Origin of the sequence: Pseudomonas sp. yb_5, from assembly GCF_043103865.1 — a bacterium.
GTDB lineage: Bacteria > Pseudomonadota > Gammaproteobacteria > Pseudomonadales > Pseudomonadaceae > Aquipseudomonas > Aquipseudomonas putida_Y.
In genome coordinates this window covers 76,913-98,681 of sequence record NZ_JBICKE010000112.1, presented here as the reverse complement: position 1 = coordinate 98,681, position 21,769 = coordinate 76,913, and the positions used below count along the sequence as shown (strand labels likewise).

Sequence of the window (21,769 nt, the reverse complement as noted above, 5' to 3'; positions counted from 1 at the left end):
CTGGCATTAGGGTTTTGGCAGGCTTCAGGCCCTGATGGCAATGCAGGGTGTATAGTGCCTGCTCGGGTGACTGTCGTTCAGTGGCTCATAACCGAGATGCCAACATGTCCCAGACGTACCCCAACGCGGCCCAAAAAGCCCATGTGCGCATCTGCGAGCAGGTCGAGGCCTTCCTTCAGCATGGCGGCCGCATTCAGCAGGTTGCGATCGGTGTCACCGGTTACTCTGAAGGTGTCTCCAGAGCGCAGTGGAAAAAAGGGCGCACTGTAAAGCCTTGAGGATGCCGGCAGCCGCCGTGAAACGTTCCTTTCAGGTGATGGTTCACGGCTTGTGCATTCGCGAGGCGGAGTCCGGGGTGGTCATGAAAGCTGAGCCTTGCCTCGGAACCGGAACGCGATCAGAAACCTTCCAGAACAATCTTGCCGCGTGCTTTCCCGCTCTCGATCAAGGCGTGAGCGCGTTTGAGGTGCTCGGCGTTGATGGTGCCGTAGTGCTCACCGAGGGTAGTCTTGAGCACGCCATCATCGACCAGCTGTGAAATGCGATCGAGTAGTTGATGCTGCTTGATCATGTCCTCGGTCTGGTACAGCGAACGCGTGAACATGAGCTCCCAGTGCAGGGAAAGGGATTTGCGCTTGAGCGGCATGACATCCAGTTGTGCCGGGTCGTCGATCAACGCGAGCTTGCCTTGTGGACGTAGCACTTCGACCAGTTGGGGGAGGTAGGTGTCGGTATGGGTCAGGCTGATCACATGATCGACCGGGTTCAACTTGAGCGCTTCCAGTTGATGGGGGATCGGTTTGGTGTGATCGATGACATGATGTGCCCCCAGTTCCTTGACCCAGGCCTGGGTTTCAGGCCTTGAAGCGGTGCCGATGACAACCAGCTGCGTGAGTTTGCTGGCGAGCTGGACCAGGATCGAGCCCACCCCGCCGGCGGCTCCGATCACCAGAAGGCTTTGGCCCTGGCCCCCGTTTTCTTCAACACCCAGGCGGTCGAACAGCAGCTCCCATGCGGTGATGGAGGTGAGGGGCAGGGCTGCGGCACTGGCATTGTCCAGGCTGCGGGGCTTGTGTCCGACGATACGCTCGTCCACCACATGGCGCTCACTGTAGCTGCCAGCACGGTCGATGGCACCGGCGTAGAAAACCTCATCGCCAGGTTGGAACAGCGTGACCTCTGGCCCAACCTCGCGAACAACGCCAACCGCATCCCAGCCGAGAACCTGTGGTTGCTCACCGCCGCGGCTCGCGCGGATTTTCGTGTCGACCGGGTTGACAGCAATGGCCTTTACCTCGACCAGCAGATCCCGGGCTCCCGTCTTGGGTTCGGGCAACTGCGCGTCATACAACGACTGCGGGTCCTGGATCGGCAAACCGGGTTGGGTGTAAACGACAGCCTTCATTGGCGCAACCTCTTGGGTAGGGGAAAAGTGAGCTCAGGCTAGTCGTTTCGATTAAGGCGATAAACTGGCCAAATAGCGCAAGACTTTCTCTCCTTCAGTGAAAATGGTGTGAGGCGCTCGTTACCAAGCTTAAGCGCCTCACGCGCAACCGTCAGCTGGCGCTGTACCGCGGTGCAAGCTGGTTGCTGGACAATTGGCCGAACAAGGCCTGGCGGGCAGCTTCGTATTGGTCGAAGGCTTGCAGATCTTGCATTGACGGCAAGGAGATCAGCACCCCGTTGTCGAAGTCCTGCAGCGCACCGTCCACCAAGTCCTGGGCCGACATCACGATGCCGGGGTCGAGGTTTTCGACCGGTAAGCCGCCGATTTGCCAGAAGTCAGTGGCGGTGGCCCCGGGCAGTACCGCCTGCACCTGCACCCCCTTGCCTGCCAGCTCCTTGTTCAAGGACTGGGTGAACGCAGTGACGTACGCCTTGCTGCCGCCGTAGACGCCGTTGAGCAGTTCTGGCGCCAGGCTGACGATGGACGAGATATTGATGATCGCCCCCCGCTCACGCGCCACAAAGCCAGGTACAGCCGCATAGGTCAGGCGGGTGAGGGCGGTCACGTTCAGGCTGATCATTTCGGCCATGCGCTCGACATCGCTTTCCAGCAGGCTGGTATGGGTGCCGATGCCGGCGTTGTTCACCAGCATGCTGATGCTGGCATCTTCGCGCAGTTTGCGTTCTACCTTGGCAAGGTCATCTGTATTGGCCAGGTCGGCCGGGAGCACTTCCACGTTCTGCCGGGTTTCGGTGGTGAGCCGGCCCGCCAATGCGTTGAGGCGTTCCCGGTTGCGGGCCACCAGTACCAAGTCATAACCGCGGCGTGCCAACTGCTCTGCGTAGAGCGAACCGATGCCGGTGGAAGCGCCGGTGACAAGCGCGGTGCCTTTGAATGCCTGTGCCATGGTGATACTCCGTTGCTTTGAGTGGGTGGAGCCATGATGCAGAAGACGGTTATTGTCTTAAAGGACGTATATGGTAGTGTTTCAGGACATTGCTCAGTGGGGTTCAACCATGCACCGGGTCGGCTATTTGTTAACCGAAGGCTTTCAAATCATGTCCCTGGCAACGCAAACCGTGTTCGAGTTTGCCAACCTTGTCGCCGGCAAAGCGGTTTACAGGCTCGAGAACTTTTCTGTCGGTGGCGGCACGGTGCGCTCCTCGTTGGGGATGTCTGTCGAGACGCTACCTTTGGCCGCCCCTGGCCTGGCCGACACCTGGATGGTGACGGGTACGCTGACGCCGTTGACGTCGCCCGGTGAAGAGGTGCTGGACAGCGTGCGGGGCTTCGTCGACGCTGCGCGGCGCACTGCGGGCCTTTGCACCGGCTGTTTCGTACTGGCGCAGGCCGGGGTGCTGGATGGGCGGCGTGCTACAACCCACTGGGCCTACGCGAACAAGTTGCGTGAGTTACATCCGAAGATCGACGTCGAGGAAGACCGGATCTTCATCGTCGATGGGTCGATATGGACGTCCGCCGGGATGACCGCCGCCCTGGACATGGCCCTGGGCATGGTGGAAAAGGATCTGGGCAACGAGATAGCCAGGTCGGTGGCGCACAAGATGGTCATGCATCAACGCCGTTCTGGTGGGCAGTCCCAACATTCCGAGTTATTGTCGCTGTCGCCCAGGACTGACCGTATCCAGAGCGCGCTGGATTACGCGCGCGGCCACCTCAGCCGCCCATTGAGCGTGGAAGAACTGGCCCAGGTGGCGCACCTGAGCCCGCGGCAGTTCACCCGTGTATTCACTGCCGAGACCGGGCAATCACCCGCCAAGGCCATCGAGGGCCTGCGGCTCGAGGCTGCCCGGCTGATGATCGAGCAGAGCCGGCACAGCCTGGAGGTGGTGGCCAAGGAAACCGGGTTCAGGGACCGCCGGCACATGCGCGAGGTGTTCATCCGTGGGTTTGGCGTCCCTCCTCAGGCGGTGCGAAGGGATGCTCGGCAAGTGTGACCTGCGCTTTCGTTGAAGCGCTTTTATTCTTGCGCCATCCCCTCAGGTTCATGACGCACAACACAAGCTGCAGCACAATCAAAGCCCAGGCCTGGGCATGCCACCCCCAGACTGACCACAGTATGTTGCTGGCGATAAAACAGCAGAAGCCCACCATGCGCCGTCCTGGGCGGTGCGACCCGATGCACCAGGCTGCCACCACCGTGACCAGCATGGCCGGCCACTCCAGCAAGTCGATCCAGCTCTCCATCGAAGCGAGTCCCCAACATTAACCCATGGCACCAGGGCGGGTCGATCGTGCCCGACCTGGCCTGGCGCCTTTGATTCACGCGGCCCGTTGCTCACCCTTCAGCAGTTTTTTCTGGGCTTGCATGGCGAGCCCCAGCTCTTCCAGTTGGTCTTTTCCGAGCAGTTTTTTCGCGGTGGGGAAGAGCTCTTCTTCCTCTTCCTCGATGTGGCACCGAGGCCCGCGTCAGCAGGCCCCGGCAGCACTTTCACAGAATAGGTTTGCCCCCTGTCACGGCGTAGCGCGAACCCGAGATGTAGCTGGCTTCATCGGACCCCAGCAAGACATAGATTGGCGCCACCTCCACAGGTTGACCCGGCCGCCCCATCGGGTAACCGGAACCGAAATTTCTCACCGCCTCATCAGGCATGGTGGCCGGTATCAGCGGTGTCCAGATCGGGCCGGGCGCGACGCTATTGACGCGAATGCCCTGCTTGCCCAGCAATTGCGCAAGGCCTGCAGTGAAATTGGCAATGGCCCCTTTGGTGGCCGCATAGGCCAACAAGCTGGGTGACGGGTCGTCAGAGTTGACCGAGCTGGTGTTGATGATCGAGCCGCCTTTTGGCATCGAGGGCAAAGCGCGTTGGCAGATGCGGAAAATGGCGGTGATGTTGGTATCGAAGGTCTTTACCCATTCATCGTCGTCAATGTCGTCCAGGCTTTCATGGGCCATCTGGAACGCGGCATTGTTGACCAGGATATCGATGCGACCAAACTGCGCCACGGTCTTGTCGACGATGTCATGGCAATGCTGTTTCTGTGCCAGGTCGCCGGGCAGCAGCAGGCACTGGCGGCCAGCCGCTTTGACCCAGCGCGCGGTTTCCTGCGCATCTTCGTGTTCATTCAGATAGGCAATGGCTACGTCAGCGCCTTCCCGGGCATAGGCAATCGCTACCGCACGGCCGATGCCGCTGTCAGCACCGGTTATCAAGGCGATCTTGCCTTCGAGGCGATTGTTGCCGGTGTAGCTCTGCTCGCCACAGTCCGGATACGGCTCCATCCTGCGCTGGGAACCTGGAACGCTTTGCGGTTGGGAGGCGAATGGAGGGGTAGGGTAGTCGCTCATGCTGGAAGCTCCTGCAGGTTGAAACGCTCATTTCCGTTCGAAAGGCGCGCCAAGGCAGTGTTGAAGTGGATCTTCGTGCTGAGCGACGAGCGGTTGATGCACCCACTTCCAATGAATTTTTACCAACCGCCTGGCTCTACCGCTGACGGGGCTTGCTGGCATGGGTGAGGCCCACGTTATCAAGGAGCCTGCAGTGCCTCGAATCATCACGCCTTCCACGCCGGAGCATGAGATCGACCAGACGAGCGAGAGGATGTTCGGTACGCCCAAAGAGCGACTGGATTTCTATCGACGCGAAATTCAGTATGAGACCACCATCCTGGCCAACCGCACTGACGCTTATCTTGCTGCCCAGTCGTTCCTGGTGATTGCCTATGTGTCATCGATGGGCAACCTGAACCCAGGCTGGGGCGAGATGTTCACCTTGATGGTGCCGGCTTTTCTCGCACTGCTCGGCGTGCTCAGTACACTGAATGCCTGGCCTGGCATCCGCGCGGCCTTCCGGATTATCGAGCACTGGCAGATGAAGCAGAGCCACCTGCTGCGCAGCGAGCCGATGATGGGCCTGGCCTATGACGAGTCGCCGCTGTTCTGCGAGGCCGAAACCTCTCAGGCAGGGCACCGTAAATCGCTGCTGTTTTCCTTGCGCACGCCCTGGATTTTCCTGTGCTTCTGGGTTTTGCTGGGCAGCTATTCGGTTTTCATCCAGCTGGCGTGACCAGCGCGTGCTGGTCGGTGCCATGGGCGGCCAGCACGCGCTGAAGAGCATCAGGCTTAGCCTGCCAATGCCTTGATCAACTGCTCATTGAAAGCGGGGATGTCATCCGGCTGGCGGCTGGTAATGAGGTTGCCATCGACCACCACTGGTTCATCCAGCCACGTACCGCCCGCATTACGAATGTCATCTTGCAAGGTTTTGTAGCTGGTCATCCGCTTACCGTTGGCCAGCCCGCTCGATATCAGCAGCCACGCGCCGTGACAGATGACCGCCAGCGGCTTGCCGGCCGCATCATGGCTTTTTAGCAGCTTCTGCGCGCCGGGCATCAAGCGAATCGTGTCCGAGTTCTGTACACCGCCAGGCAGCACCAGGGCATCGTAGAGGTCAAGCTGTGCACTGTCGAAAGTCGCATCCACGCTGAACCCGTCGGCGGGTTCGTCATGGTTCCAGCCACGTACCGTGCCTTCTTTCTCGCTCAGGATATCGACCACTGCGCCGCTGTTTTCCAACGCTTCACGCGGGCCGGTCAGTTCCACCTGTTCAAAACCATCGGTGACCAGAAAGGCCACGCGCTTGCCGTTCAATTTTGCACTCATCATTCTCTCCTCGTGCTGATAGGCCTTTCATAAGGGCCTGCAAACAGCGAGCAAAGTTCCTGCTCGATGCTTGGCGGTATAGGGAGAACAGGCTAACGGTTGCGTACGGTATCCAATGCAGGCGACCAGACTGTATGAGCGCAACGTGAACACGCCAGGGTGTCGTGAGGCTCATGGTAGGCCGGAAAACCGCAGTTCACGCAGCAATGCAACCCGGCGCCGGGCGGTGATCTGTACTCTGGGCGATGCTCGAACGGCAGCACTGAGAGGCCGGGACGTGTGTCTTGCTGGTTGTAGAAATACAAACTGAGGTCGCCATCGGTTTCCAGAAGGCCCAGTCGAACCTGGCCCAGGTGCTCGACACCTTGCTGGCGTAGCTCCATGAACAGCTCATTCGGTGAAATGTTCATGTGACGCAGCGAATGGATTTCGTACATGCCATCTTTCACTACCGTGACTGGCAGCCCGTCGATCCAGGCCTCGCAGGTTCTGTTTCGCCTCATGAGGTAGACCGTTCCTCGGTAAAGCATGAACAGTGTGAGGAAAACCACGGCCACCGGAAGCAGCGGTACATCTTCGTAAAAGGTCACATCGCCGGCCGCTGAGCCCAGGGTGAGAATGACCACGAGCTCGAACCGGGACAGCTGTCTGATACCGCGACGGCCACTGAACTTCAGAAAAAAGAACACGGCCAGGAAGGCCGCTGAAACACGCACGGCAACTTCCAGCAGAAAGGTAAAAGGAAAGTCGCCTATCAGCATCCGTTGCAGATCAAACGAAACCATTCGTTCCACCCTTCCTTCTGCCGGTTTCAGATAAAGGGTTGACCGTTCTCGCGCATGCCTGGTTCATCAACTTGGCCGGGCGCTCTCCGTGCACGTCACCAAGGAATCGGCGTGCCATCCCACGCCCAGAACGTTCCGCTCTGCGCCGGGCCGTGACGGCTCACAAGCGCCAGGATGCAGGTGGCGGCAAACGCGGGCGAGAACAGCTTGTCCGGCGGCACATTGCCCTGAAAGGGTCGGGAAAGCTGGGTGTCGGTGGTTCCGGGATGCAATGCAAGTACCGTTGAAGCGGGGTTCAGTCGCTTCAGCTCGATGCTTGCAGTGCGCAGAAGCTGGTTGAGCGCGGCTTTGCTGGCACGGTAGCTGTACCAGCCACCCAGGTGATTGTCGCCTATCGACCCGACTCGCGCAGACAGGGCGACGAAGGCCATCGGTTGCCGACGCAGCAGCGGCAGCAAGTGCTTGAGCAGCAGAACAGGGGCGAAACAGTTGGTTGTGAAACTACTCAGCAACCCCGCCATATCAAGCTGGGTCAGCGCTTTTTCAGCCCGTGCCGGGCCTTCTTGCAGCACGCCAAGCGTGCTGAAGACCAGGTTCAGCTGGTCGCAGCAGGCGCTCACCTGCGCAGCCAGTGTTTGCAGTGCCTGCTCGGACCGGGCGTCGCAGTCGAGGCGAACCAACCGTCGCCCGTGTTCCTTGAACAAGGTATCCAGCGCAGGGCTGGTGGTGGCTCGTCGCGAAACGGCGAACACCAGCCCGATGTCATCGCGCGCCAGCAGCTGCGTGCACAATGCCAGGCCAATCCCTTCACTGGCCCCGCAGACCAGCACGTTGGCGGGTGTGTGAAGGTCGTTGATCAGGCTCATCGGAGTGTCCTCTTGGCTGGGCGCTGGCGCCTCGTCCTGTGATGCCCGCCAACGTTCTTGCAACTGGCAGGGGTGAGCTCACAGCAGGATATAGTCACTGTACTGCCGTAAGCCGGCATGGGGCCCTTCGATCAAGTGCACGTAACGGTCGTTCACCCAGTCGATCGGCAGGCAATCGTCGACGTCCAGTACCGCGTCGGTATGCGGCTTGAGCCAGTCTGCCTGCAGGCGCTGTTTGCCCAGTTGCCTGGCCTCGGCCTTGTCCTTCGCCACCACCAGCAGGTAGCGGTGTGCCTCGCCAAACACCCCGGGCTCGTAGCCGCCAAGGTTGATGAAGAACAGCCTGGGATCATGTGGGCCAGGCGCTACCTGGCTGAACGCGACGCGGTAGCGGTCAATACCGTCGACTTCCATCCACGCGTCGATGTGCAGGCCCGTTCGGCTCCCGAACCAGGCTTGGCGCAGATATGGGTAGGCCTGTTCAAGTGAGTCCGCCTGCGCGAACACCACGTCGTGGACCTCGATATTCGCCCGTGGGTGGCGTCCACCGAGCATGACGACGTACAGCATGAGCAATTCCTTCTATCTCGACTTTCATGGGTGTTCGATAACGGGGCGCGAGGCTTGCAGAAATGTGCATGCTCGGCATTGAAATCTGTACATGCCCCAGCAAATATGTGTACAAGAGTCTACTATTGTATAATATTTCCCGAAGTCCTCGAGGTCAGAATGGCGCACCCCGCACGTTGGACCTGTTTGTGCCTGCTGCTAGCCGCCATGTCGTCGGCGGCAGACTGGCGAGCGGAGCTGCCTGCGGCGCAACGGCTGGGCGCCGGTGATTTCACATGGTTCGGACTGCGGCTGTATACCGCCCGGTTATGGGCAGTTGGCCCGGTTCAGGGCTGGAACCAGCCGTTCGCCCTTGAGCTGCTCTATCACCGGTCATTGTCCAGGGACACGCTGGTCAAGGCCAGCCTCAAGGAAATGCAACGCCTGGATGGCGGCAGCATGACGGCGCAGCAGCGCGCGGCATGGACCAGGGCGATAGAGCAGGCATTCGTGGACGTGAGCCCTGGCATGCGCATCACGGGCCTGTACCTGCCGGGGCAGGGTTGCCGCTTTTACGTAGACGGAAAACTGAGCCACGCGATCAACGATCCGGTGTTCGCCCGGGCCTTCTTCGCCATCTGGCTCGACCCGCGGGCCAGAGACCCCCAATTGCGTCAGCGGCTGCTTGGGCTGGCTGGCGATGACCGAGGAGCCTGAACATGTACAAAGCGCTGTTGCTGGCTGCCTGCCTGCTTCTGGGCAGTTGTGGCAATGTCGGTATTGAGCACTATGCCCAGGAGCAGCCGAAGCTGGACCTGGCGGCGTTCTTCTCGCGCCCGGTTCAGGCGTGGGGGATGTTCCAGAAGCGTTCCGGTGAGGTGGTCAAGCGATTCCATGTGCGCATCGACAGCCGACGCGAAGGTGAACGACTGATCCTCGACGAGCATTTCCTCTATAGCGATGGCACACGCCAGCAGCGTACCTGGACGCTGGTGCCGGACGGCCCCGGGCGCTGGCGGGGAACAGCGGGGGACGTGATCGGCGAGGCGCGTGGGGAAGTGGCGGGCAACGCGCTGCGATGGCGTTACCAACTGGATCTGCCAGTCGACGGGCGGCACTGGCAGGTAGACCTGGACGACTGGATGTACCTCATGGATGACGACACCCTGATCAACCGCTCGAGCATGAGCAAACTGGGCGTGGAGATTGGCCAGATCACCTTGTTCTTCCGCCGCCTGCCAGAGGGCACACCATGAACCTGAACGCGCTGACCCAGCTGGTTTCGACCGGCGAAGCCAAGGAACTTGAACTGCTGTCGCTGGAGGGGGGCTTCTACCTCCTGCGTGCCCTGACCGACGCCGGCCCCGTGACATTGAGCGATGCCCAGGGGCAGCCCGTGCGCGTGCGCTCCACGACCGAACTGCGGCAGTTGCTGGCCGACCTGCCGCCGGTGCCGTGCATGCTGGTGCAGCAGGTGGTGCACGATGAGATGTGCGGGCAGCGCGACGGCCCCATTGCGCCGCTGCGCGTACCGGTAACGCTCACCAGCCAGTGGTAGTCCGGACGATGCGCCTGGGCCTGGTGCTGGGTGACCAACTGTCGTTCGACCTGGCAAGTCTGGCGTCCCTGGACCCTGCTCGCGATGCGGTCCTGATGGCGGAAGTGGAGGGGGAGGCCCGATACGTACCGCATCATCCGCTGAAGATCGTTCTCATCTTCAGCGCCATGCGCCATTTTGCCCAGGCCCTGCGTGAACGGGGATGGCAGGTGCACTATGTCAAGCTGGACGCCGAGGGTAACAGCGGCAGCATCGTGGGTGAGTTGCGTCGATGGCAACAAACCTTGGGCGCCACCCACATCCACCTGACCGAGTGCGGGGAGTGGCGCCTGGAGCAGGCCTTGCGTGATGCTGCGCTGCCGCTTGTGTGGTTTCGCGACACGCGTTTTCTGTGCTCCCGTGAAGCCTTCGGGCGCTGGGCTACAGAACGTCGCCAGCTGCGTATGGAGCACTTCTACCGTGGCATGCGCAAGCGAACCGGCCTGCTCATGGAGCCTGACGGCAGCCCGGCAGGCGGGGCCTGGAATTTCGATGGCGACAATCGCAAGCCATTGCCACGGCAGCTGCGTGGCCCGTTCGCTGCGCATTTCGCGCCAGACGACATCACGGCAGCGGTGGTGGCCTTGGTGCGCCAGCGCTTCAGCGATCACTACGGGGGCGTCGACGGTTTCGACTACCCCGTGACCCACGCCGAGGCACAACAGCTCTGGCAGCATTTCCTGGATTTCGGCCTGGCGGCTTTTGGGGACTACCAAGACGCGATGGCCGAAGGTGAGCCGTACCTGTTTCATGCGCGCATCAGTGCGGCGCTCAACATCGGCCTTCTGGATGTGCGTCGTCTGTGCGACGACGTCGACAAAGCCTGGCGCGAGGGGCGTGTGCCGCTCAATGCCGCCGAAGGCTTCATTCGCCAGCTGATCGGCTGGCGTGAGTATGTGCGCGGCATCTATTGGCAGCGCATGCCGGCGTATGCCGGGCTCAATCACCTGAACAACGACCGGGCGCTGCCAGCGTTCTACTGGACCGGGCGCACCCGCATGCGCTGCATGGCGCAAGCCATCGGGCAGACCCTGCGGTTGGGCTACGCTCACCATATTCAGCGGTTGATGGTTACCGGCAACTTCGCCTTGCTGGCCGGTATCGTGCCAACCGAGATTTGTGAGTGGTACCTGGCGGTCTACATGGATGCCTTCGAGTGGGTCGAACTGCCCAACACGCTTGGCATGGTGATGCACGCCGACGGCGGCTACCTGGGGTCCAAGCCCTACTGCGCCAGTGGTCGTTATATCCAGCGCATGTCCGACCATTGCAAGGCTTGCAGTTACAGGGTCGACCAGGTGACCGAAGAGGAGGCCTGCCCGTTCAATGCCTTGTATTGGCATTTTCTCATTCGCCATCGCCCCCAGCTATCGGCTAACCCGCGCCTGGCCCTGGTCTATCGCAGCCTCGATGGCATGCCTGCTGGCCGTCGCGATGCCGTGTGGCAACGTGGCCAGTCATTGCTGGCGCGGCTCGATGCGGGGCAGGCGTTGTGAAAAAGAGCCTTCTGCCCAGCAAGGTTTGCGTGGTGTGTGGCCGGCCGTTCACCTGGCGCAAGCGCTGGGCACGCTGTTGGGAGCAGGTGCGCTACTGTTCCGAGCGATGTCGGCGGTCAGCGCCGCGCCGCGAGGCGCGCCAGCAGGGGCAGGGCCAAAGCCCATATCGGCATCAGTAGCAGGCCGGTTTCCAGCGCGCCCAATGGCAAGGCGACATCTGCCAGCCTGGCGCCACCTACATAGGCCAGGGGGCCGCCAAGCGCCCCCAGCAGTGCGCCGATTCGCCAGTGCCTGCCGGCCCATGCCAGGCTGTGACGCATCCCGCTGGCCAGCACCAACCACAGCAGCGCTAGCCACAGCGGCAGGGGCCAGGCGTCGAAACCGAACACCCCCAGTGCTCCCAGCACGCTGTCGAGCACGCACCCGGCAAAGGTGACGCGCAACAGCGCCTTGACCTCGGCGTTGACGTCCGGGCACAGGCGCAGGTGCACGGCCACGCCAGGAATCACCAGCAGCAACAACAAGGGCCGTTCGGCGCCCAGCACGCAGACCCACCAGCCGGCTTGCAGCCAGAGGGCATTGGCGATCAGCCAGCGGCTGGGCATCAGGCACCGCCAGGCAAGGGCGCGCGGCGTGCCTGGGGGGCTGCCCAGAGCAGGTGCGCTACGCCGATGGTACGTTCCTCGAAACCGCCCTGGCAGTAGCACAGGTAAAACTCCCACAGGCGCTGGAACATGTCGTCGTAGCCAAGGTCCGACAGCGCAGTGCGTGCCTGACGCAGGTTTTCACGCCAGTGTCGCAGGGTGTGGGCATAGTCCAGGCCGAAATCCTCCATGTGCACAAGGTTCAACCCAGTGTGCCGGCTGGCGGTGTCGAGCAACACGCTCAGCGAAGGCAGGGCGCCACCGGGGAAGATGTAGCGCTGGATAAAGTCGACCGAGCGCTGCGCCTGGGCATAGCGCTGGTCGCGGATGGTGATCGCCTGCAATAGCATCAGGCCTTCAGGCTTGAGCAGCGAAGCACACTGGCGGAAATACACCGGCAGGTAGCGATGGCCGACCGCTTCGATCATCTCGATCGAAACCAGTTTGTCGAACGTGCCTTGAAGGTCGCGGTAGTCTTCGCGGAGCACTTGCACGCGCTGCCCCAGCCCCAAGGCCTTGACGCGCTCCAGGGTATGGCTGTACTGCGCCTCGGAGAGCGTCGTGGTGGTGACCCTGCAGCCGTAACGGGTGGCTGCGTGGATAGCGAGGCTGCCCCAGCCGCTGCCAATTTCCAGCAGGTGATCCTCAGGGCTCAGCTCGAGTTTTTGGCAGATGCGCTCCAGCTTGTGCAACTGGGCCTGCTCCAGTGATTGGTCAGGGTGTTCGAACCGCGCAGCCGAATACATCATGGTGGGGTCCAGCAGCCGCTCGAACAGGGCATTGCCCAGGTCGTAGTGCGCCAGAATGTTGCGCCGGGCACCGCGCTTGTCGTTGCGGTTGAGCCGGTGCAGCAGGCGCAGGGCAGGGCGGCCCAAGCGGGCCAGGCCGCCCTCGAGCGCGTCGAGCACTTCGAGGTTGGCGACGAACAGGCGGGTCACCCGCGCCAGGTCGGGGCTGCGCCAATAGCCGTGGATGTAGGCTTCGCCCGCGCCGATCGAGCCATTGCCGGCGATCAGGCTCCAGGTGGCGTCATCGAGGATTTCCACCTCCGCCTGCAAGGGGCTGTCGGCATCACCGAAACTCCATTGCTGCCCGTGGCTGAGCAGGCGCAGGTGGCCGTGACGCAGCTTGCCCAACTGGGCGAGCACGGCGCTTCGTGCCAGCCCGCCGAGCAGTGGCGCAAGGCCTGCGAACTTGCTAACGCTCAGGGTGGGATTCGACATCATCAAGGTCCTCGCAAGGTTGGCCGAGCGCCAGGTCACCCTGGCAGGCGGTGTGGTCATGCACGGGCGTGCGTTTGAGCAACAGGCGGAGCGCTTGCCAGTAGATGGCCGAGACAGTGCGCAGGCTCATCCATGGGAAGTTCAGGACATACCGGCGCAGCGCTGCTCCATCCAGTGGCGTGCGGCGCAGGGCGAGGTCGGCCTCGAACACCTTTGTGCCGCCTTGCCAGTTCTGCATGTGAATGCGCACATGGTGCGCGTCCAGGAAAAAGCGCAGGCGATAGTCCATGTCCAGCGGCATGAACGGCGACACATGGAAGGCCTTGCCGACGCTGAAGGGCCTGGCAAGGTCGCCTTGCACCGGTAGCACGTAGTGAAAGCGTTCACGCCAGGGCGTGTTGCGCACTTCCATCAGGATCGCGGTCAGGCGCCCGTCTCGGTCATGGCAGAAATAGAAACTCACCGGGTTGAACGACAGCCCCCAGCACCGCAGTTGCGTGAGCAGCTGTACCCGGCCTTCGGGCATATGCCCCGTCGCCTGCCCGACCAGCAAGCGTGCAGCCTGGGCCAGCGATTCGCCTTGGCGGGTCTGGGCGGGCAGGTAGTCGGTCTCGCGCCAGCACAACGGCGCCAGGCGCCAGCGCCCCAGCCAGCGTGACAGGCCCATCAGCCAGGTTTGTTCGTCCAGGTCCAGGTAGAACATGCCGATCCGGTAGCGGAAAGCGTGGGCCCGCGGCGTCAGCCGACGGTGGCTGATCCAGCCCAGGCAGAGGCTGCTGTTCACAGTTGCTCTCCGAAATGCGCGGCCACTTTCAGTGCGCTGACCACCCCGTCTTCATGAAAGCCATTGCCCCAGTAGGCGCCGCAGAAGTAACTGTGCTGTTGCCCCTGCAGTTGCTCCTGGCACGCTTGCGCGGCGGACGCGGCAACGCTGTACTGGGGATGGGCGTACTGGAAGCGGGCGATGACCTGCGCCGGGTCTATCAGTGCGGTCTGGTTGAGGCTCACGCAGAAAGTTGTCGGTGCCTGGATACCTTGCAGAATGTTCATGTTGTAGGTCAGCGCGGCGGGAGCCTGCTCGGGGCCGCCCAGGCGGTAGTTCCAGCTGGCCCAGGCGCGCTGGCGGCGTGGCAGCAGACGGGTATCGGTGTGCAGCACCACGTCGTTGCTGGCGTAATCGATCGCGCTGAGCACGGCGCGCTCCTGGTTGCTGGGGCTTTCCAGCAGTGCCAGGGCCTGATCGCTGTGGCAGGCGAACACCACATTGTCGAAACGTTCGGTGCCGGCCGCGCTCACAAGAGTCACCCCACCTTCGTCGCGGCCGACCCGGTAAACCTTGCAGTTGAGGCGAATGCGCTCAGCGAACGGTCGGCACAGCGGCGCGACATAGCTGCGTGAGCCGCCTTTGATCACCCGCCACTGTGGGCGTTGGTTGACTGACAGCAAGCCGTGGTTGCGACAGAAGCGCACGAAGAACTCAAGCGGGAAGTGGAGCATGTCTGCGCGAGACATCGACCAGATCGCCGACCCCATCGGCACGATGTAATGATCGATGAAGCGCTGCCCATAGCGGTTCGCCTGAAGGTAGGCGCCCAGCGTGGTGCTTGCATCGATACGCTGGTTGTCCAGGTCGGCCAGTGCCTGACGGTTGAAGCGCAGAATGTCCCGGATCATCCCCCAGAACCCTGGGGACACCAGGTTGCTGCGTTGGGCGAACAGGGTGTTCAGGTCGTGGCCGTTATATTCCAGGCCCGTGATCGGGTCATGCACGGAAAAGCTCATCTCGGTCGGCTGCGAAGGGACCTTGAGCTGGTCGAGCAAGCGGATGAAGTGCGGGTACGTCCAGTCGTTGAAGACGATGAAACCGGTATCTATTGCATGGCGCTGGCCTTTCCAGACCACATCAAGGGTGTGCGTGTGGCCCCCGACCCATTGCTCGGCCTCGAAAACCGTGACTTCGTGCTTGCGTGACAGCAAATGGGCGCAGGTCAACCCCGCGATGCCACTGCCGATGATTGCTATACGCATGGATCATCTTTCCTGTTCATGACGGGCAAGGCGTTGGCCCAGCGCCAGGCGCACGCGCGCGGGCAGCGCCCCGAGCAGGCGCAACACCCAGGTGAAAAGGCCGGGGAAGTTGATTTCCAGGGGGCGGCGGGGCAGGCGCCTGGCGATATGCCGGGCGGCACGCTGCGCAGACCACAGCTGTGGCATGGGGAAATCGTTGCGGCGGGTCAGTGGTGTGTCCACGAAGCCTGGGCTTACCAGGGTGACCGCGATGCCCTCGCGATCCAGGTCGATTCGCTGTGACTCCACCAGATAGCGCACCGCGGCCTTGGACGCGCCATAGGCGCCAGCGCGGGGCAAGGCCAACCAGGTCACCGAACTGCCCATCACCACCAGGTGTGGGCGCTGGCCGGCGCGAAGCAAGGGCAGTGCTGCCGCCAGGCAGTAGCTGACGCCCAGCAGGTTGGTGCGCATGACGCGCTCGACCAACGCCGGATCGAAATGCCCTGGCTCCAGGTACTCGCAGGTGCCGGCATTGAGAATGGCCATGTCCAGGCCTCCCCAGGCCTGCTCGATATGCGCAGCGATGCCGGCGACCTGCTCCGGGCTGTCAAGATCGCCAATGGCCAGCAATGCCTGCCCAGGAAACCGTTCGGCCAGCGGGGCAAGGCGGTCGGCGTTGCGCCCGCCCAAGGCGACCTGGTGGCCTTGCTCCAGGAGGACTTGCGCGAGCGCGGCACCGATACCGCTGCTGGCGCCGGTCAGCCAGCAGCGGCTCATGCCAGCCTGCCTTTGAGCCAGCGGATCGCAGTGCCCATGACGGGAAGGTGCTCATAAAGCAGGGCGCCGGCGTCGAAATAGTCCTGGTGAAAATGCACACGGTCGCGCCAATGCAGGCAGCTGCAGCCTTGCAACGTGATCGGCTGGCCGCCGGCCAGGCGCGGGTGGCAAAACTGCAGTGTCCAACGCAGGTAGCCCTGCCCGGGCTTTACCTCGTCGGCGCTGGTGAAGGTGTAGCGGATATCGGTGGCGTTGGCGTACAACTGCTGGAAGTAGGCGCGCAGGGCCTGCAGCCCCTGTATCTGGTGCAGGGGGTCACGAAAGGTGACATCGTCGCTGTACAGTTTATCCAGCGTGTCGAGGCTAGCCCCATCGAGGCAGGCGAAGCGCTCGGCGAATTGCTGTAGGTACGCAGACATACTGGGCTCCAGGCAATCCTGTACAAAATTGAGTTGTTGTACAGGTATAACTGAAGCCTAAGCCTTTATCTATACAAGTCAACGGTCTTGTATAGGTTTTTTTGTCAGTGCTTGGCCTGGCCCTGCTTCCGACGCAATTCCGCCACTTCAGCCTCCAGCTCGCGAACCCTTTCCTCGGCGAATACTTGCGCTGTGACATCGCGCTGGATGCCGATGTAGTAGGTCAGCTGGTCCGCCTCATTGTGCACCGGTGTGATGGACAGCTCATTCCAGAACAGGCTGCCGTCTTTGCGGTAGTTGCGCAGCACCTGGCAGCAGGGGCGGCCTTCGCGGATCGCCTCGCGGATAATTGCGATGCCCGGCTGGTCGTGATCCTCGCCCTGAAGGAAACGGCAGTCCTGATAGAGAATATCGTCAGCGCAGTAGCCGGTCAGGCGCTCGAAGGCCGGGTTGACGTAGATAAGGATGCTCTCATTGCCTTCCTGCTCGGCGACAACGATGCCATCGTTGGAATGTTCGACCATCAGTTGCAGGAGTTTTGCGTTGATCATGGGGCTCACCTACAGATATTTCGTATGCGATATGCGCCAAAGGCTTCCGGTGCAGAAGCTTTTGGCGCCGTTTGTTGCATGATGAACCAAGGAGGCTCGCCGCAGAAGGTGCATCTGGGTTTAGAATGTATCACCCCCTGGATGACACCTCGTTATGACCGACGCCACCCCACCCGAATTGCTACCCATGCGCGATGTGGTCAGCCTGACCGGCATCAATCCGGTGACCTTGCGTGCCTGGGAGCGGCGTCATGGGTTGATTCGCCCGCAGCGCACCGAGGGCGGCCATCGCTTGTACACCGCCCAGGATGTGCAGCGCATACGCGACATCTTGCGCTGGACCGCCAACGGCCTGCCCATCAGCAAGGTTGGCGACAGGCTCGCCGGCCAGCCTGAGGCGCCTGTGCAGCAGCCCTCGGCCTTTGACGACTGGCGCGCCGCCGTTGCGCGCGCTTCCAGGGCATTCGATGCGCAGGCGCTGGAAGCGATCCATGGACAGCTGTTCACACTTTTGCCAAAGGCCACGGTGCTGCGGGACGTGCTGATGCCGGTTTGGCATGACCTGGCTTCAGGCACTGCGCCAGGCCAGCGTAGCCAATGGTTGTTTCTCGATACGTTCTTGCGCGCCCGGCTGCTGCTGCGCTTGCAGATGAACCAGGCCGACGCCCCACGGGTACTGCTGGCAGGTACCGAGGGTCAAGCCGAATGCCAGGTATTGTGCGCCGGGCTGCTGTTGAGCAGCGAGCGACAACGCATCGACGTGCTCGGCTGCGGGCAGCCGCTGGAAGAGCTCCCGCTGCTGTGTGCAGCGGTGCAGCCTGCGGCACTGGTGATCGCGCTGCAGCCACCGGTGAGCCCTGCCTTGGCCAAGCGCCTGCGCTCGCTGCAGATGGAAATTGCTTGTCCGCTGGCCTTGACAGGCGAGGGGCTGGCCGGTGTGCAGGCGGCCTTGCACGGGCTGCCGGTGTGCCTGCTGGACGAGCATGGTGCTGACGTCGCGCGCGTGCTTGACGCCTTGCTCCGAGGGGCGCTGGACCTTTGATCTCTGCCCTGCGCCCTGCCAAGGTGGTGAGGTGCACAGTTCCGTAACCGCGTCTACGCTCTCTAAGCGTCATTAAACCTACGCTGAACCGATACGGCGCATTGTTCAAAGGAGCTGGCAATGACTGTGTTCGTAAAAAGCTTCAGTACGCATCGTGCGGAACATGCGAAAGGGTGGATGCTTGCACCGGTTATCCTGTTGGCTCTCCACAGTAGCGACCTGTTAGCCGGAGGCATCTTCATCTATGAGGCCGGCCAGGAAAGCAACGGCTTGGCCAATGCTGGCTCGGCGGCGCTGGCCACCGACCCCAGCGTGCTGATGAGCAATCCCGCAGGTATCGCCCTGCTGCCTGGCACGCAGATCAGCGCCAACGCGCAGGTAATCCTTGGCGACCTGCGTTACTCACGCGACAGCAACAACCAGTTCGACGGCAACGAGGGCGGCAATGCCCTGCAATACCTGCCGGGCGCCAGCCTGTTCATCAGCCACCAGCTCGATGACCGCTCGGCCATCGGGTTCGGCATGTACGGTAATTTCGGCCTGGCACTGAACTACGACGATGACTGGGCAGGGCGATACTTCACCCAGGAAGCAGCAGTGATTGGTGTGTCTTTCCAACCCACCTTTGCTTACAAGTTCACCGATGACCTCACCGTCGGCGTCGGCCCGCGCATGATGCTCGGCTATTACCGCACCGAGGTGGCCATCAATAACAGCCTGCTGGGATTGGTCGAGCGCCCCGATGGCCAACTCGAATACAAGGACACCGATTTCGGCATTGGGGTGAACCTGGGCCTGCTCTACCAACTCGCCCCTCGCACGCGAATTGGCCTGGCCTACACCAGCAAGGTGAAACTGGAGTTTGAAGACAATCCGCACGTCAGCAACATCAACAATCCCCTCATCAATGCCGCCCTGAACCGCCTGGCGGTAGACACGCTGGAACTGGAGATGAATGTACCGCAGACCGCGACATTCAGTGTGGCCCACCAGTTGGACGAGCAGTGGACATTGCTGGGCAGCCTGGGTTGGCAGGACTGGAGCGAGTTCGGTGACATCGGAGTCGAGGTGGACGCCAATGCTGCCGGGGTCAGCCGCACGGTCGATCGCAAGTACAAGGACACCTGGCACGCTTCGGTGGGCGCCCAGTACCAGTCTACCCGCCAATTGCGCTGGAGCTTTGGGGTGGGCTATGACAGTTCGGCCGTGGATGACAAGGACCGGACCGTGGACAACCCGATGGGCGAGGTATGGCGCTTCGCAACCGGGGTGAACTATCAGATTGAAGAAGGACTGGACCTGCATCTGGCGTACACGCTGGTCTGGCTCGGCGACATGGACGTGGAGCAGACCAAAGCGCGTTCCGGCGACACGCTGTCAGGCCGTTTCGATAACGCTGCCCTGCACATCGTCGGAGGCGGTGCAACCTGGCGATTCTGAAGACGCTCATCCTTGGATAACCGCTCCAACGTGGAAGGAGAAGTTGCATGAAAAGTAAGTCTCTTATTGCAACCGTTTGTCTCGCATCGCTGTTACTGCATGGGTGCACGAGCAAATACGTGGAGCCTGATGAGTATTCCGGATTTCTGAAGGACTACAGCAAGCTCAAGGAAGACAAATCACCTTCGGGTGCCGAGGTCATGCGCTGGATCAAGCCTGGCATCAATGCCAACCAGTTTTCCAGCGTCTATGTCGAACCCAGCCAGTTTTACCCTAAACCGCAACCCACCGCGAAAATTCCGCAGCAAACCTTGCAAGGCATAACCCAATATTACGATCAGGCGTTGAAGAACCAATTTTCCACAGTCCTGCCGCTGGCGACGAGCCCTGGGCCTGGTGTACTGGTGGTGCGCCCGGCGATCACTGGGGTGAGCGCCAAAACCAAGGGGCTGCGCCCGTATGAGGTTATCCCGATCGCGTTGGTGGCCGCCGGCATCAGTACGGCTACAGGTATTCGCGACCAGGACACCAGCGTGGCCACGGAGGCCGCATTCATTGATGGAAGTACCAATGAGTTGGTGGCCGAAGTGGTACGTAAAGGTGCAGGCGCTGAACTGGACAACTCCTCGCAGATCATGCAGGCCAAGGACGCACGTGCCGTGCTCGATGGCTGGGCAAAGGATATGGTCAGTTCATTCCAGGCGCTGAAGAAATAGCCCGCATGTTCCCCTGTCGCGGAGGTGCGCCAAGGGAGCGGAATGTGATGCATGAATGCAATGCTTCAAGGGGGCCCCGATGAAAACGGTCATGCTCAAAATCAAACATGAATGCCTGAAAGTGCTTCCGCCCACCGTGTTTTTTTTCGTGATTCTGCACATCGTTGCGCTGATTCGCGCACTTATGATCAAGGGCTCAGGGGTGGAGCTGCCTGTCTCTGCCTCGGTGCTGATCGCCGCTCTGATATTGGGCAAGTCTGTGCTGGTTGCCGATATGCTGCCTTTCATCAACCGGTTTCCCGACAAGCCGCTAATCTGGAACGTTGTCTGGAAAACACTCATGTATGCAATGGTCGCGCTGATCGTTCATTACCTGGAACGTCTGTATGAGTACTGGAAAGAGGCTGAGGGCTTGCTCGATGCAAACGCGATGTTGTGGGCATCCATAAACTGGCCTCGCTTCTGGGCTGTTCAGATTTTGCTGATGACATTGATATTCATGTATTGCGTCATCGCAGAGTTGGCGCGCGTCATTGGTCGCGAGCGCCTTAAACGCATGTTCATCGGCCCGTTACCGTCAAAGCAGTCCGAGATGTCGAATCACACCGGATAGCCGAACAGCCCGGCCGATCGAAACGCAGTGACTTTCAGTTGACGGGTAATACTATGTCGAAAAGAAATGGCTACCCGCTTTATCTACTTGCCTTGCTGGCACATACCGGACAAGGGCAAGCGGAAGACTCCGCAGAGCTTGCCAAGAAAGCGCTTAACCCGGTTGCGGCCATGTACAGCTTGCCGGTGCAATATAACTGGGACCAGAAAATAGGCCCGCGCGGCAATGGCAAGCGCAGCCTGACAAACATCCAGCCCGTTCTGCCTTTCAGCCTGAATGAAGAGTGGAACCTGATTTCCCGAACTATCCTGCCCGTCATCGACCAACACGGCCTGGGGGGAGCAGCGGACACCTCTGGCGTGGGGGATGTGACCCAGAGCTTTTTCTTCTCACCGAAACAACCCACTGCCAGTGGCTGGATACTCGGTGCAGGGCCGGCGCTGCTGATACCAACAGGCAGCAACGACGTACTGAGCAGTGAACAATGGGGGCTCGGGCCGACCGCGGTAGCCTTGAAGCAATCCAACGGTTGGACGCACGGCATATTGGCCAATCATATCTGGGGGCTGGAGGGCAGCCCTGCGGATGGAAAGGAGAAGGTCAATCAGACCTTCTTGCAGCCGTTTCTTTCATACACCAATAGTACGTTGACCACCTTTGGTATCAACAGTGAGTCCACCTACGACTGGCAATCCAAAGACTGGACGATTCCGCTCAACCTGACCGTTACCCAATTATTGAAGGTTGGCGGCCACCCCATTACCGTCCAGGCCGGCCCGCGTTACTGGCTCGATTCACCGGATAATGGCCCGGACGGCTGGGGCTTTCGCTTTGCTGTGACGCTGCTGTTCCCCCGCTGAGCCGGACAGTAAGCCAATAATAACAAAGCGGATTTTCAGTTTGCGGCTATGATCAGTAACCAGTGGCCTGCAGGCCTGTCCGAGCGGTCGTTGGCGAACGGTGGGTTTCG

General features: G+C 61.2%; 28 protein-coding genes and 1 pseudogene. 13 read left to right on the top strand and 16 right to left on the bottom strand.

All coding sequences use genetic code 11. The features are described 5' to 3' along the window. The first annotated feature begins 104 nt into the window (after window positions 1–104). Entirely contained in the window at window positions 105–278 is a 174-nt protein-coding gene (locus ACF8GF_RS21115) for a hypothetical protein (RefSeq protein WP_176684067.1), read from the top strand. Between the two features lie 119 nt (window positions 279–397). Here ACF8GF_RS21115 and ACF8GF_RS21110 read toward each other — a convergent pair whose 3' ends face one another. Next, window positions 398–1,405, bottom strand: coding sequence for a zinc-binding alcohol dehydrogenase family protein (locus ACF8GF_RS21110; protein ID WP_176684066.1), 1,008 nt, complete (start codon window positions 1,403–1,405; stop codon window positions 398–400). Between the two features lie 151 nt (window positions 1,406–1,556). Next, window positions 1,557–2,354: an SDR family NAD(P)-dependent oxidoreductase gene (locus ACF8GF_RS21105; RefSeq protein ID WP_392487957.1), complete on the bottom strand. Its 798-nt coding sequence runs from the start codon at window positions 2,352–2,354 to the stop codon at window positions 1,557–1,559. Window positions 2,355–2,463: 109 nt separating this feature from the next. On the opposite strand from ACF8GF_RS21105, the gene ACF8GF_RS21100 reads away from it, so the two are divergent. Then, entirely contained in the window at window positions 2,464–3,405 is a 942-nt protein-coding gene (locus ACF8GF_RS21100) for a GlxA family transcriptional regulator (protein WP_176684159.1), read from the top strand. On the opposite strand, the gene ACF8GF_RS21095 is transcribed toward ACF8GF_RS21100, so the two are convergent. The 3 genes and pseudogenes from ACF8GF_RS21095 to ACF8GF_RS21085 all read right to left on the bottom strand — a co-directional run bounded on the left by ACF8GF_RS21095 (window position 3,347) and on the right by ACF8GF_RS21085 (window position 4,757). After that, window positions 3,347–3,604, bottom strand: coding sequence for a hypothetical protein (locus ACF8GF_RS21095; protein WP_223271121.1), 258 nt, complete (start codon window positions 3,602–3,604; stop codon window positions 3,347–3,349). The two genes, ACF8GF_RS21100 and ACF8GF_RS21095, sit on opposite strands and share 59 nt — an antisense overlap. A 126-nt stretch (window positions 3,605–3,730) precedes the next feature. Further along, a pseudogene (locus tag ACF8GF_RS21090) lies at window positions 3,731–3,862 on the bottom strand (hemerythrin domain-containing protein); the annotation flags it as partial. 37 nt (window positions 3,863–3,899) lie between these two features. Further along, window positions 3,900–4,757, bottom strand: coding sequence for a glucose 1-dehydrogenase (locus tag ACF8GF_RS21085; protein ID WP_103444542.1), 858 nt, complete (start codon window positions 4,755–4,757; stop codon window positions 3,900–3,902). 193 nt (window positions 4,758–4,950) lie between these two features. Between ACF8GF_RS21085 and ACF8GF_RS21080 the strand changes: the two genes are divergently transcribed. Next, window positions 4,951–5,475 (top strand): hypothetical protein, encoded by a 525-nt coding sequence (locus ACF8GF_RS21080; RefSeq protein WP_176684064.1) that lies wholly within the window; start codon window positions 4,951–4,953, stop codon window positions 5,473–5,475. Between the two features lie 56 nt (window positions 5,476–5,531). Here the strand turns inward: ACF8GF_RS21080 and ACF8GF_RS21075 are convergent, their stop codons facing one another. The 4 genes from ACF8GF_RS21075 to ACF8GF_RS21060 all read right to left on the bottom strand — a co-directional run bounded on the left by ACF8GF_RS21075 (window position 5,532) and on the right by ACF8GF_RS21060 (window position 8,292). Then, window positions 5,532–6,071, bottom strand: a complete 540-nt coding sequence (locus ACF8GF_RS21075) for a type 1 glutamine amidotransferase domain-containing protein (RefSeq protein ID WP_392487956.1) — start codon at window positions 6,069–6,071, stop codon at window positions 5,532–5,534. A 92-nt stretch (window positions 6,072–6,163) separates the two neighbouring features. Then, on the bottom strand, window positions 6,164–6,856 hold the full coding sequence (locus ACF8GF_RS21070; RefSeq protein WP_392487955.1) for a DUF421 domain-containing protein: 693 nt from the start codon (window positions 6,854–6,856) through the stop codon (window positions 6,164–6,166). A gap of 95 nt (window positions 6,857–6,951) precedes the next feature. Beyond that, window positions 6,952–7,722: an SDR family NAD(P)-dependent oxidoreductase gene (locus ACF8GF_RS21065; protein WP_392487954.1), complete on the bottom strand. Its 771-nt coding sequence runs from the start codon at window positions 7,720–7,722 to the stop codon at window positions 6,952–6,954. Window positions 7,723–7,800: 78 nt separating this feature from the next. Continuing rightward, the gene (locus ACF8GF_RS21060; protein WP_176684060.1) at window positions 7,801–8,292 is read right to left on the bottom strand and encodes a DUF1543 domain-containing protein; all 492 of its coding nucleotides are present in this window, start codon (window positions 8,290–8,292) and stop codon (window positions 7,801–7,803) included. Window positions 8,293–8,451: 159 nt separating this feature from the next. On the opposite strand from ACF8GF_RS21060, the gene ACF8GF_RS21055 reads away from it, so the two are divergent. The 5 genes from ACF8GF_RS21055 to ACF8GF_RS21035 are packed head-to-tail and all read left to right on the top strand — an operon-like array spanning window position 8,452 to window position 11,543. Further along, window positions 8,452–8,988: a chalcone isomerase family protein gene (locus ACF8GF_RS21055; protein WP_176684059.1), complete on the top strand. Its 537-nt coding sequence runs from the start codon at window positions 8,452–8,454 to the stop codon at window positions 8,986–8,988. 2 nt (window positions 8,989–8,990) lie between these two features. Further along, complete coding sequence (locus ACF8GF_RS21050) at window positions 8,991–9,527, top strand: DUF3833 domain-containing protein (RefSeq protein WP_003254010.1); 537 nt, start codon at window positions 8,991–8,993, stop codon at window positions 9,525–9,527. Further along, window positions 9,524–9,829, top strand: coding sequence for a DUF6482 family protein (locus ACF8GF_RS21045; RefSeq protein ID WP_021782287.1), 306 nt, complete (start codon window positions 9,524–9,526; stop codon window positions 9,827–9,829). Before ACF8GF_RS21050 ends, ACF8GF_RS21045 begins: the two co-directional genes overlap by 4 nt. A gap of 8 nt (window positions 9,830–9,837) precedes the next feature. Continuing rightward, on the top strand, window positions 9,838–11,364 hold the full coding sequence (locus tag ACF8GF_RS21040) for a cryptochrome/photolyase family protein (protein ID WP_176684058.1): 1,527 nt from the start codon (window positions 9,838–9,840) through the stop codon (window positions 11,362–11,364). Beyond that, the gene (locus ACF8GF_RS21035) at window positions 11,361–11,543 is read left to right on the top strand and encodes a DUF2256 domain-containing protein (protein WP_176684057.1); all 183 of its coding nucleotides are present in this window, start codon (window positions 11,361–11,363) and stop codon (window positions 11,541–11,543) included. The genes ACF8GF_RS21040 and ACF8GF_RS21035 overlap by 4 nt, the downstream gene beginning before the upstream one ends. On the opposite strand, the gene ACF8GF_RS21030 is transcribed toward ACF8GF_RS21035, so the two are convergent. The 7 genes from ACF8GF_RS21030 to ACF8GF_RS21000 all read right to left on the bottom strand — a co-directional run bounded on the left by ACF8GF_RS21030 (window position 11,481) and on the right by ACF8GF_RS21000 (window position 16,988). Then, a complete protein-coding gene (locus tag ACF8GF_RS21030) occupies window positions 11,481–11,969 on the bottom strand; it encodes a DUF2878 domain-containing protein (RefSeq protein WP_392487953.1) in 489 nt (162 codons plus the stop codon). The genes ACF8GF_RS21035 and ACF8GF_RS21030 overlap by 63 nt on opposite strands. After that, a complete protein-coding gene (locus ACF8GF_RS21025) occupies window positions 11,969–13,231 on the bottom strand; it encodes a class I SAM-dependent methyltransferase (protein ID WP_392487952.1) in 1,263 nt (420 codons plus the stop codon). The genes ACF8GF_RS21030 and ACF8GF_RS21025 overlap by 1 nt, the downstream gene beginning before the upstream one ends. After that, window positions 13,206–14,015, bottom strand: a complete 810-nt coding sequence (locus tag ACF8GF_RS21020) for a DUF1365 domain-containing protein (protein ID WP_176684054.1) — start codon at window positions 14,013–14,015, stop codon at window positions 13,206–13,208. The genes ACF8GF_RS21025 and ACF8GF_RS21020 overlap by 26 nt, the downstream gene beginning before the upstream one ends. Then, window positions 14,012–15,259: an NAD(P)/FAD-dependent oxidoreductase gene (locus ACF8GF_RS21015; protein WP_392487951.1), complete on the bottom strand. Its 1,248-nt coding sequence runs from the start codon at window positions 15,257–15,259 to the stop codon at window positions 14,012–14,014. The genes ACF8GF_RS21020 and ACF8GF_RS21015 overlap by 4 nt, the downstream gene beginning before the upstream one ends. Window positions 15,260–15,262: 3 nt before the next feature. Beyond that, entirely contained in the window at window positions 15,263–16,018 is a 756-nt protein-coding gene (locus ACF8GF_RS21010; protein WP_176684052.1) for an SDR family NAD(P)-dependent oxidoreductase, read from the bottom strand. Further along, window positions 16,015–16,437, bottom strand: coding sequence for a nuclear transport factor 2 family protein (locus tag ACF8GF_RS21005; RefSeq protein WP_209966531.1), 423 nt, complete (start codon window positions 16,435–16,437; stop codon window positions 16,015–16,017). Before ACF8GF_RS21005 ends, ACF8GF_RS21010 begins: the two co-directional genes overlap by 4 nt. 104 nt (window positions 16,438–16,541) lie before the next feature. Next, entirely contained in the window at window positions 16,542–16,988 is a 447-nt protein-coding gene (locus ACF8GF_RS21000) for a PAS domain S-box protein (RefSeq protein ID WP_176684050.1), read from the bottom strand. A 154-nt stretch (window positions 16,989–17,142) separates the two neighbouring features. Between ACF8GF_RS21000 and ACF8GF_RS20995 the strand changes: the two genes are divergently transcribed. The 5 genes from ACF8GF_RS20995 (at window position 17,143) to ACF8GF_RS20975 (ending at window position 21,659) form a co-directional block, all read left to right on the top strand. Beyond that, window positions 17,143–18,030: a MerR family transcriptional regulator gene (locus ACF8GF_RS20995; protein WP_176684049.1), complete on the top strand. Its 888-nt coding sequence runs from the start codon at window positions 17,143–17,145 to the stop codon at window positions 18,028–18,030. Between the two features lie 177 nt (window positions 18,031–18,207). Then, window positions 18,208–19,470 carry an OmpP1/FadL family transporter gene (locus tag ACF8GF_RS20990; protein WP_176684158.1) on the top strand — a complete coding sequence of 421 codons (1,263 nt, stop codon included), beginning with the start codon at window positions 18,208–18,210 and terminating at the stop codon, window positions 19,468–19,470. Between the two features lie 47 nt (window positions 19,471–19,517). Then, the gene (locus ACF8GF_RS20985) at window positions 19,518–20,186 is read left to right on the top strand and encodes a DUF3313 domain-containing protein (RefSeq protein WP_392487950.1); all 669 of its coding nucleotides are present in this window, start codon (window positions 19,518–19,520) and stop codon (window positions 20,184–20,186) included. A 79-nt stretch (window positions 20,187–20,265) separates the two neighbouring features. Further along, window positions 20,266–20,799, top strand: a complete 534-nt coding sequence (locus ACF8GF_RS20980; protein ID WP_176684047.1) for a hypothetical protein — start codon at window positions 20,266–20,268, stop codon at window positions 20,797–20,799. 53 nt (window positions 20,800–20,852) lie between these two features. After that, on the top strand, window positions 20,853–21,659 hold the full coding sequence (locus ACF8GF_RS20975) for a transporter (RefSeq protein WP_176684046.1): 807 nt from the start codon (window positions 20,853–20,855) through the stop codon (window positions 21,657–21,659). Window positions 21,660–21,769: the final 110 nt, after the last annotated feature.

What these genes read in the sequence shown, in the direction of transcription:
- ACF8GF_RS21115 (WP_176684067.1), top strand. Translation starts at nt 105, where the DNA reads ATGTCCCAGACGTACCCCAACGCGGCCCAAAAAGCCCATGTGCGCATC.
- ACF8GF_RS21110 (WP_176684066.1), bottom strand. Translation starts at nt 1,405, where the DNA reads ATGAAGGCTGTCGTTTACACCCAACCCGGTTTGCCGATCCAGGACCCG.
- ACF8GF_RS21105 (WP_392487957.1), bottom strand. Translation starts at nt 2,354, where the DNA reads ATGGCACAGGCATTCAAAGGCACCGCGCTTGTCACCGGCGCTTCCACC.
- ACF8GF_RS21100 (WP_176684159.1), top strand. Translation starts at nt 2,464, where the DNA reads ATGCACCGGGTCGGCTATTTGTTAACCGAAGGCTTTCAAATCATGTCC.
- ACF8GF_RS21085 (WP_103444542.1), bottom strand. Translation starts at nt 4,757, where the DNA reads ATGAGCGACTACCCTACCCCTCCATTCGCCTCCCAACCGCAAAGCGTT.
- ACF8GF_RS21075 (WP_392487956.1), bottom strand. Translation starts at nt 6,071, where the DNA reads ATGAGTGCAAAATTGAACGGCAAGCGCGTGGCCTTTCTGGTCACCGAT.
- ACF8GF_RS21070 (WP_392487955.1), bottom strand. Translation starts at nt 6,856, where the DNA reads ATGGTTTCGTTTGATCTGCAACGGATGCTGATAGGCGACTTTCCTTTT.
- ACF8GF_RS21065 (WP_392487954.1), bottom strand. Translation starts at nt 7,722, where the DNA reads ATGAGCCTGATCAACGACCTTCACACACCCGCCAACGTGCTGGTCTGC.
- ACF8GF_RS21060 (WP_176684060.1), bottom strand. Translation starts at nt 8,292, where the DNA reads ATGCTGTACGTCGTCATGCTCGGTGGACGCCACCCACGGGCGAATATC.
- ACF8GF_RS21055 (WP_176684059.1), top strand. Translation starts at nt 8,452, where the DNA reads ATGGCGCACCCCGCACGTTGGACCTGTTTGTGCCTGCTGCTAGCCGCC.
- ACF8GF_RS21050 (WP_003254010.1), top strand. Translation starts at nt 8,991, where the DNA reads ATGTACAAAGCGCTGTTGCTGGCTGCCTGCCTGCTTCTGGGCAGTTGT.
- ACF8GF_RS21045 (WP_021782287.1), top strand. Translation starts at nt 9,524, where the DNA reads ATGAACCTGAACGCGCTGACCCAGCTGGTTTCGACCGGCGAAGCCAAG.
- ACF8GF_RS21040 (WP_176684058.1), top strand. Translation starts at nt 9,838, where the DNA reads ATGCGCCTGGGCCTGGTGCTGGGTGACCAACTGTCGTTCGACCTGGCA.
- ACF8GF_RS21030 (WP_392487953.1), bottom strand. Translation starts at nt 11,969, where the DNA reads ATGCCCAGCCGCTGGCTGATCGCCAATGCCCTCTGGCTGCAAGCCGGC.
- ACF8GF_RS21025 (WP_392487952.1), bottom strand. Translation starts at nt 13,231, where the DNA reads ATGTCGAATCCCACCCTGAGCGTTAGCAAGTTCGCAGGCCTTGCGCCA.
- ACF8GF_RS21015 (WP_392487951.1), bottom strand. Translation starts at nt 15,259, where the DNA reads ATGCGTATAGCAATCATCGGCAGTGGCATCGCGGGGTTGACCTGCGCC.
- ACF8GF_RS21010 (WP_176684052.1), bottom strand. Translation starts at nt 16,018, where the DNA reads ATGAGCCGCTGCTGGCTGACCGGCGCCAGCAGCGGTATCGGTGCCGCG.
- ACF8GF_RS21005 (WP_209966531.1), bottom strand. Translation starts at nt 16,437, where the DNA reads ATGTCTGCGTACCTACAGCAATTCGCCGAGCGCTTCGCCTGCCTCGAT.
- ACF8GF_RS21000 (WP_176684050.1), bottom strand. Translation starts at nt 16,988, where the DNA reads ATGATCAACGCAAAACTCCTGCAACTGATGGTCGAACATTCCAACGAT.
- ACF8GF_RS20995 (WP_176684049.1), top strand. Translation starts at nt 17,143, where the DNA reads ATGACCGACGCCACCCCACCCGAATTGCTACCCATGCGCGATGTGGTC.
- ACF8GF_RS20990 (WP_176684158.1), top strand. Translation starts at nt 18,208, where the DNA reads ATGCTTGCACCGGTTATCCTGTTGGCTCTCCACAGTAGCGACCTGTTA.
- ACF8GF_RS20985 (WP_392487950.1), top strand. Translation starts at nt 19,518, where the DNA reads ATGAAAAGTAAGTCTCTTATTGCAACCGTTTGTCTCGCATCGCTGTTA.
- ACF8GF_RS20980 (WP_176684047.1), top strand. Translation starts at nt 20,266, where the DNA reads ATGAAAACGGTCATGCTCAAAATCAAACATGAATGCCTGAAAGTGCTT.
- ACF8GF_RS20975 (WP_176684046.1), top strand. Translation starts at nt 20,853, where the DNA reads ATGTCGAAAAGAAATGGCTACCCGCTTTATCTACTTGCCTTGCTGGCA.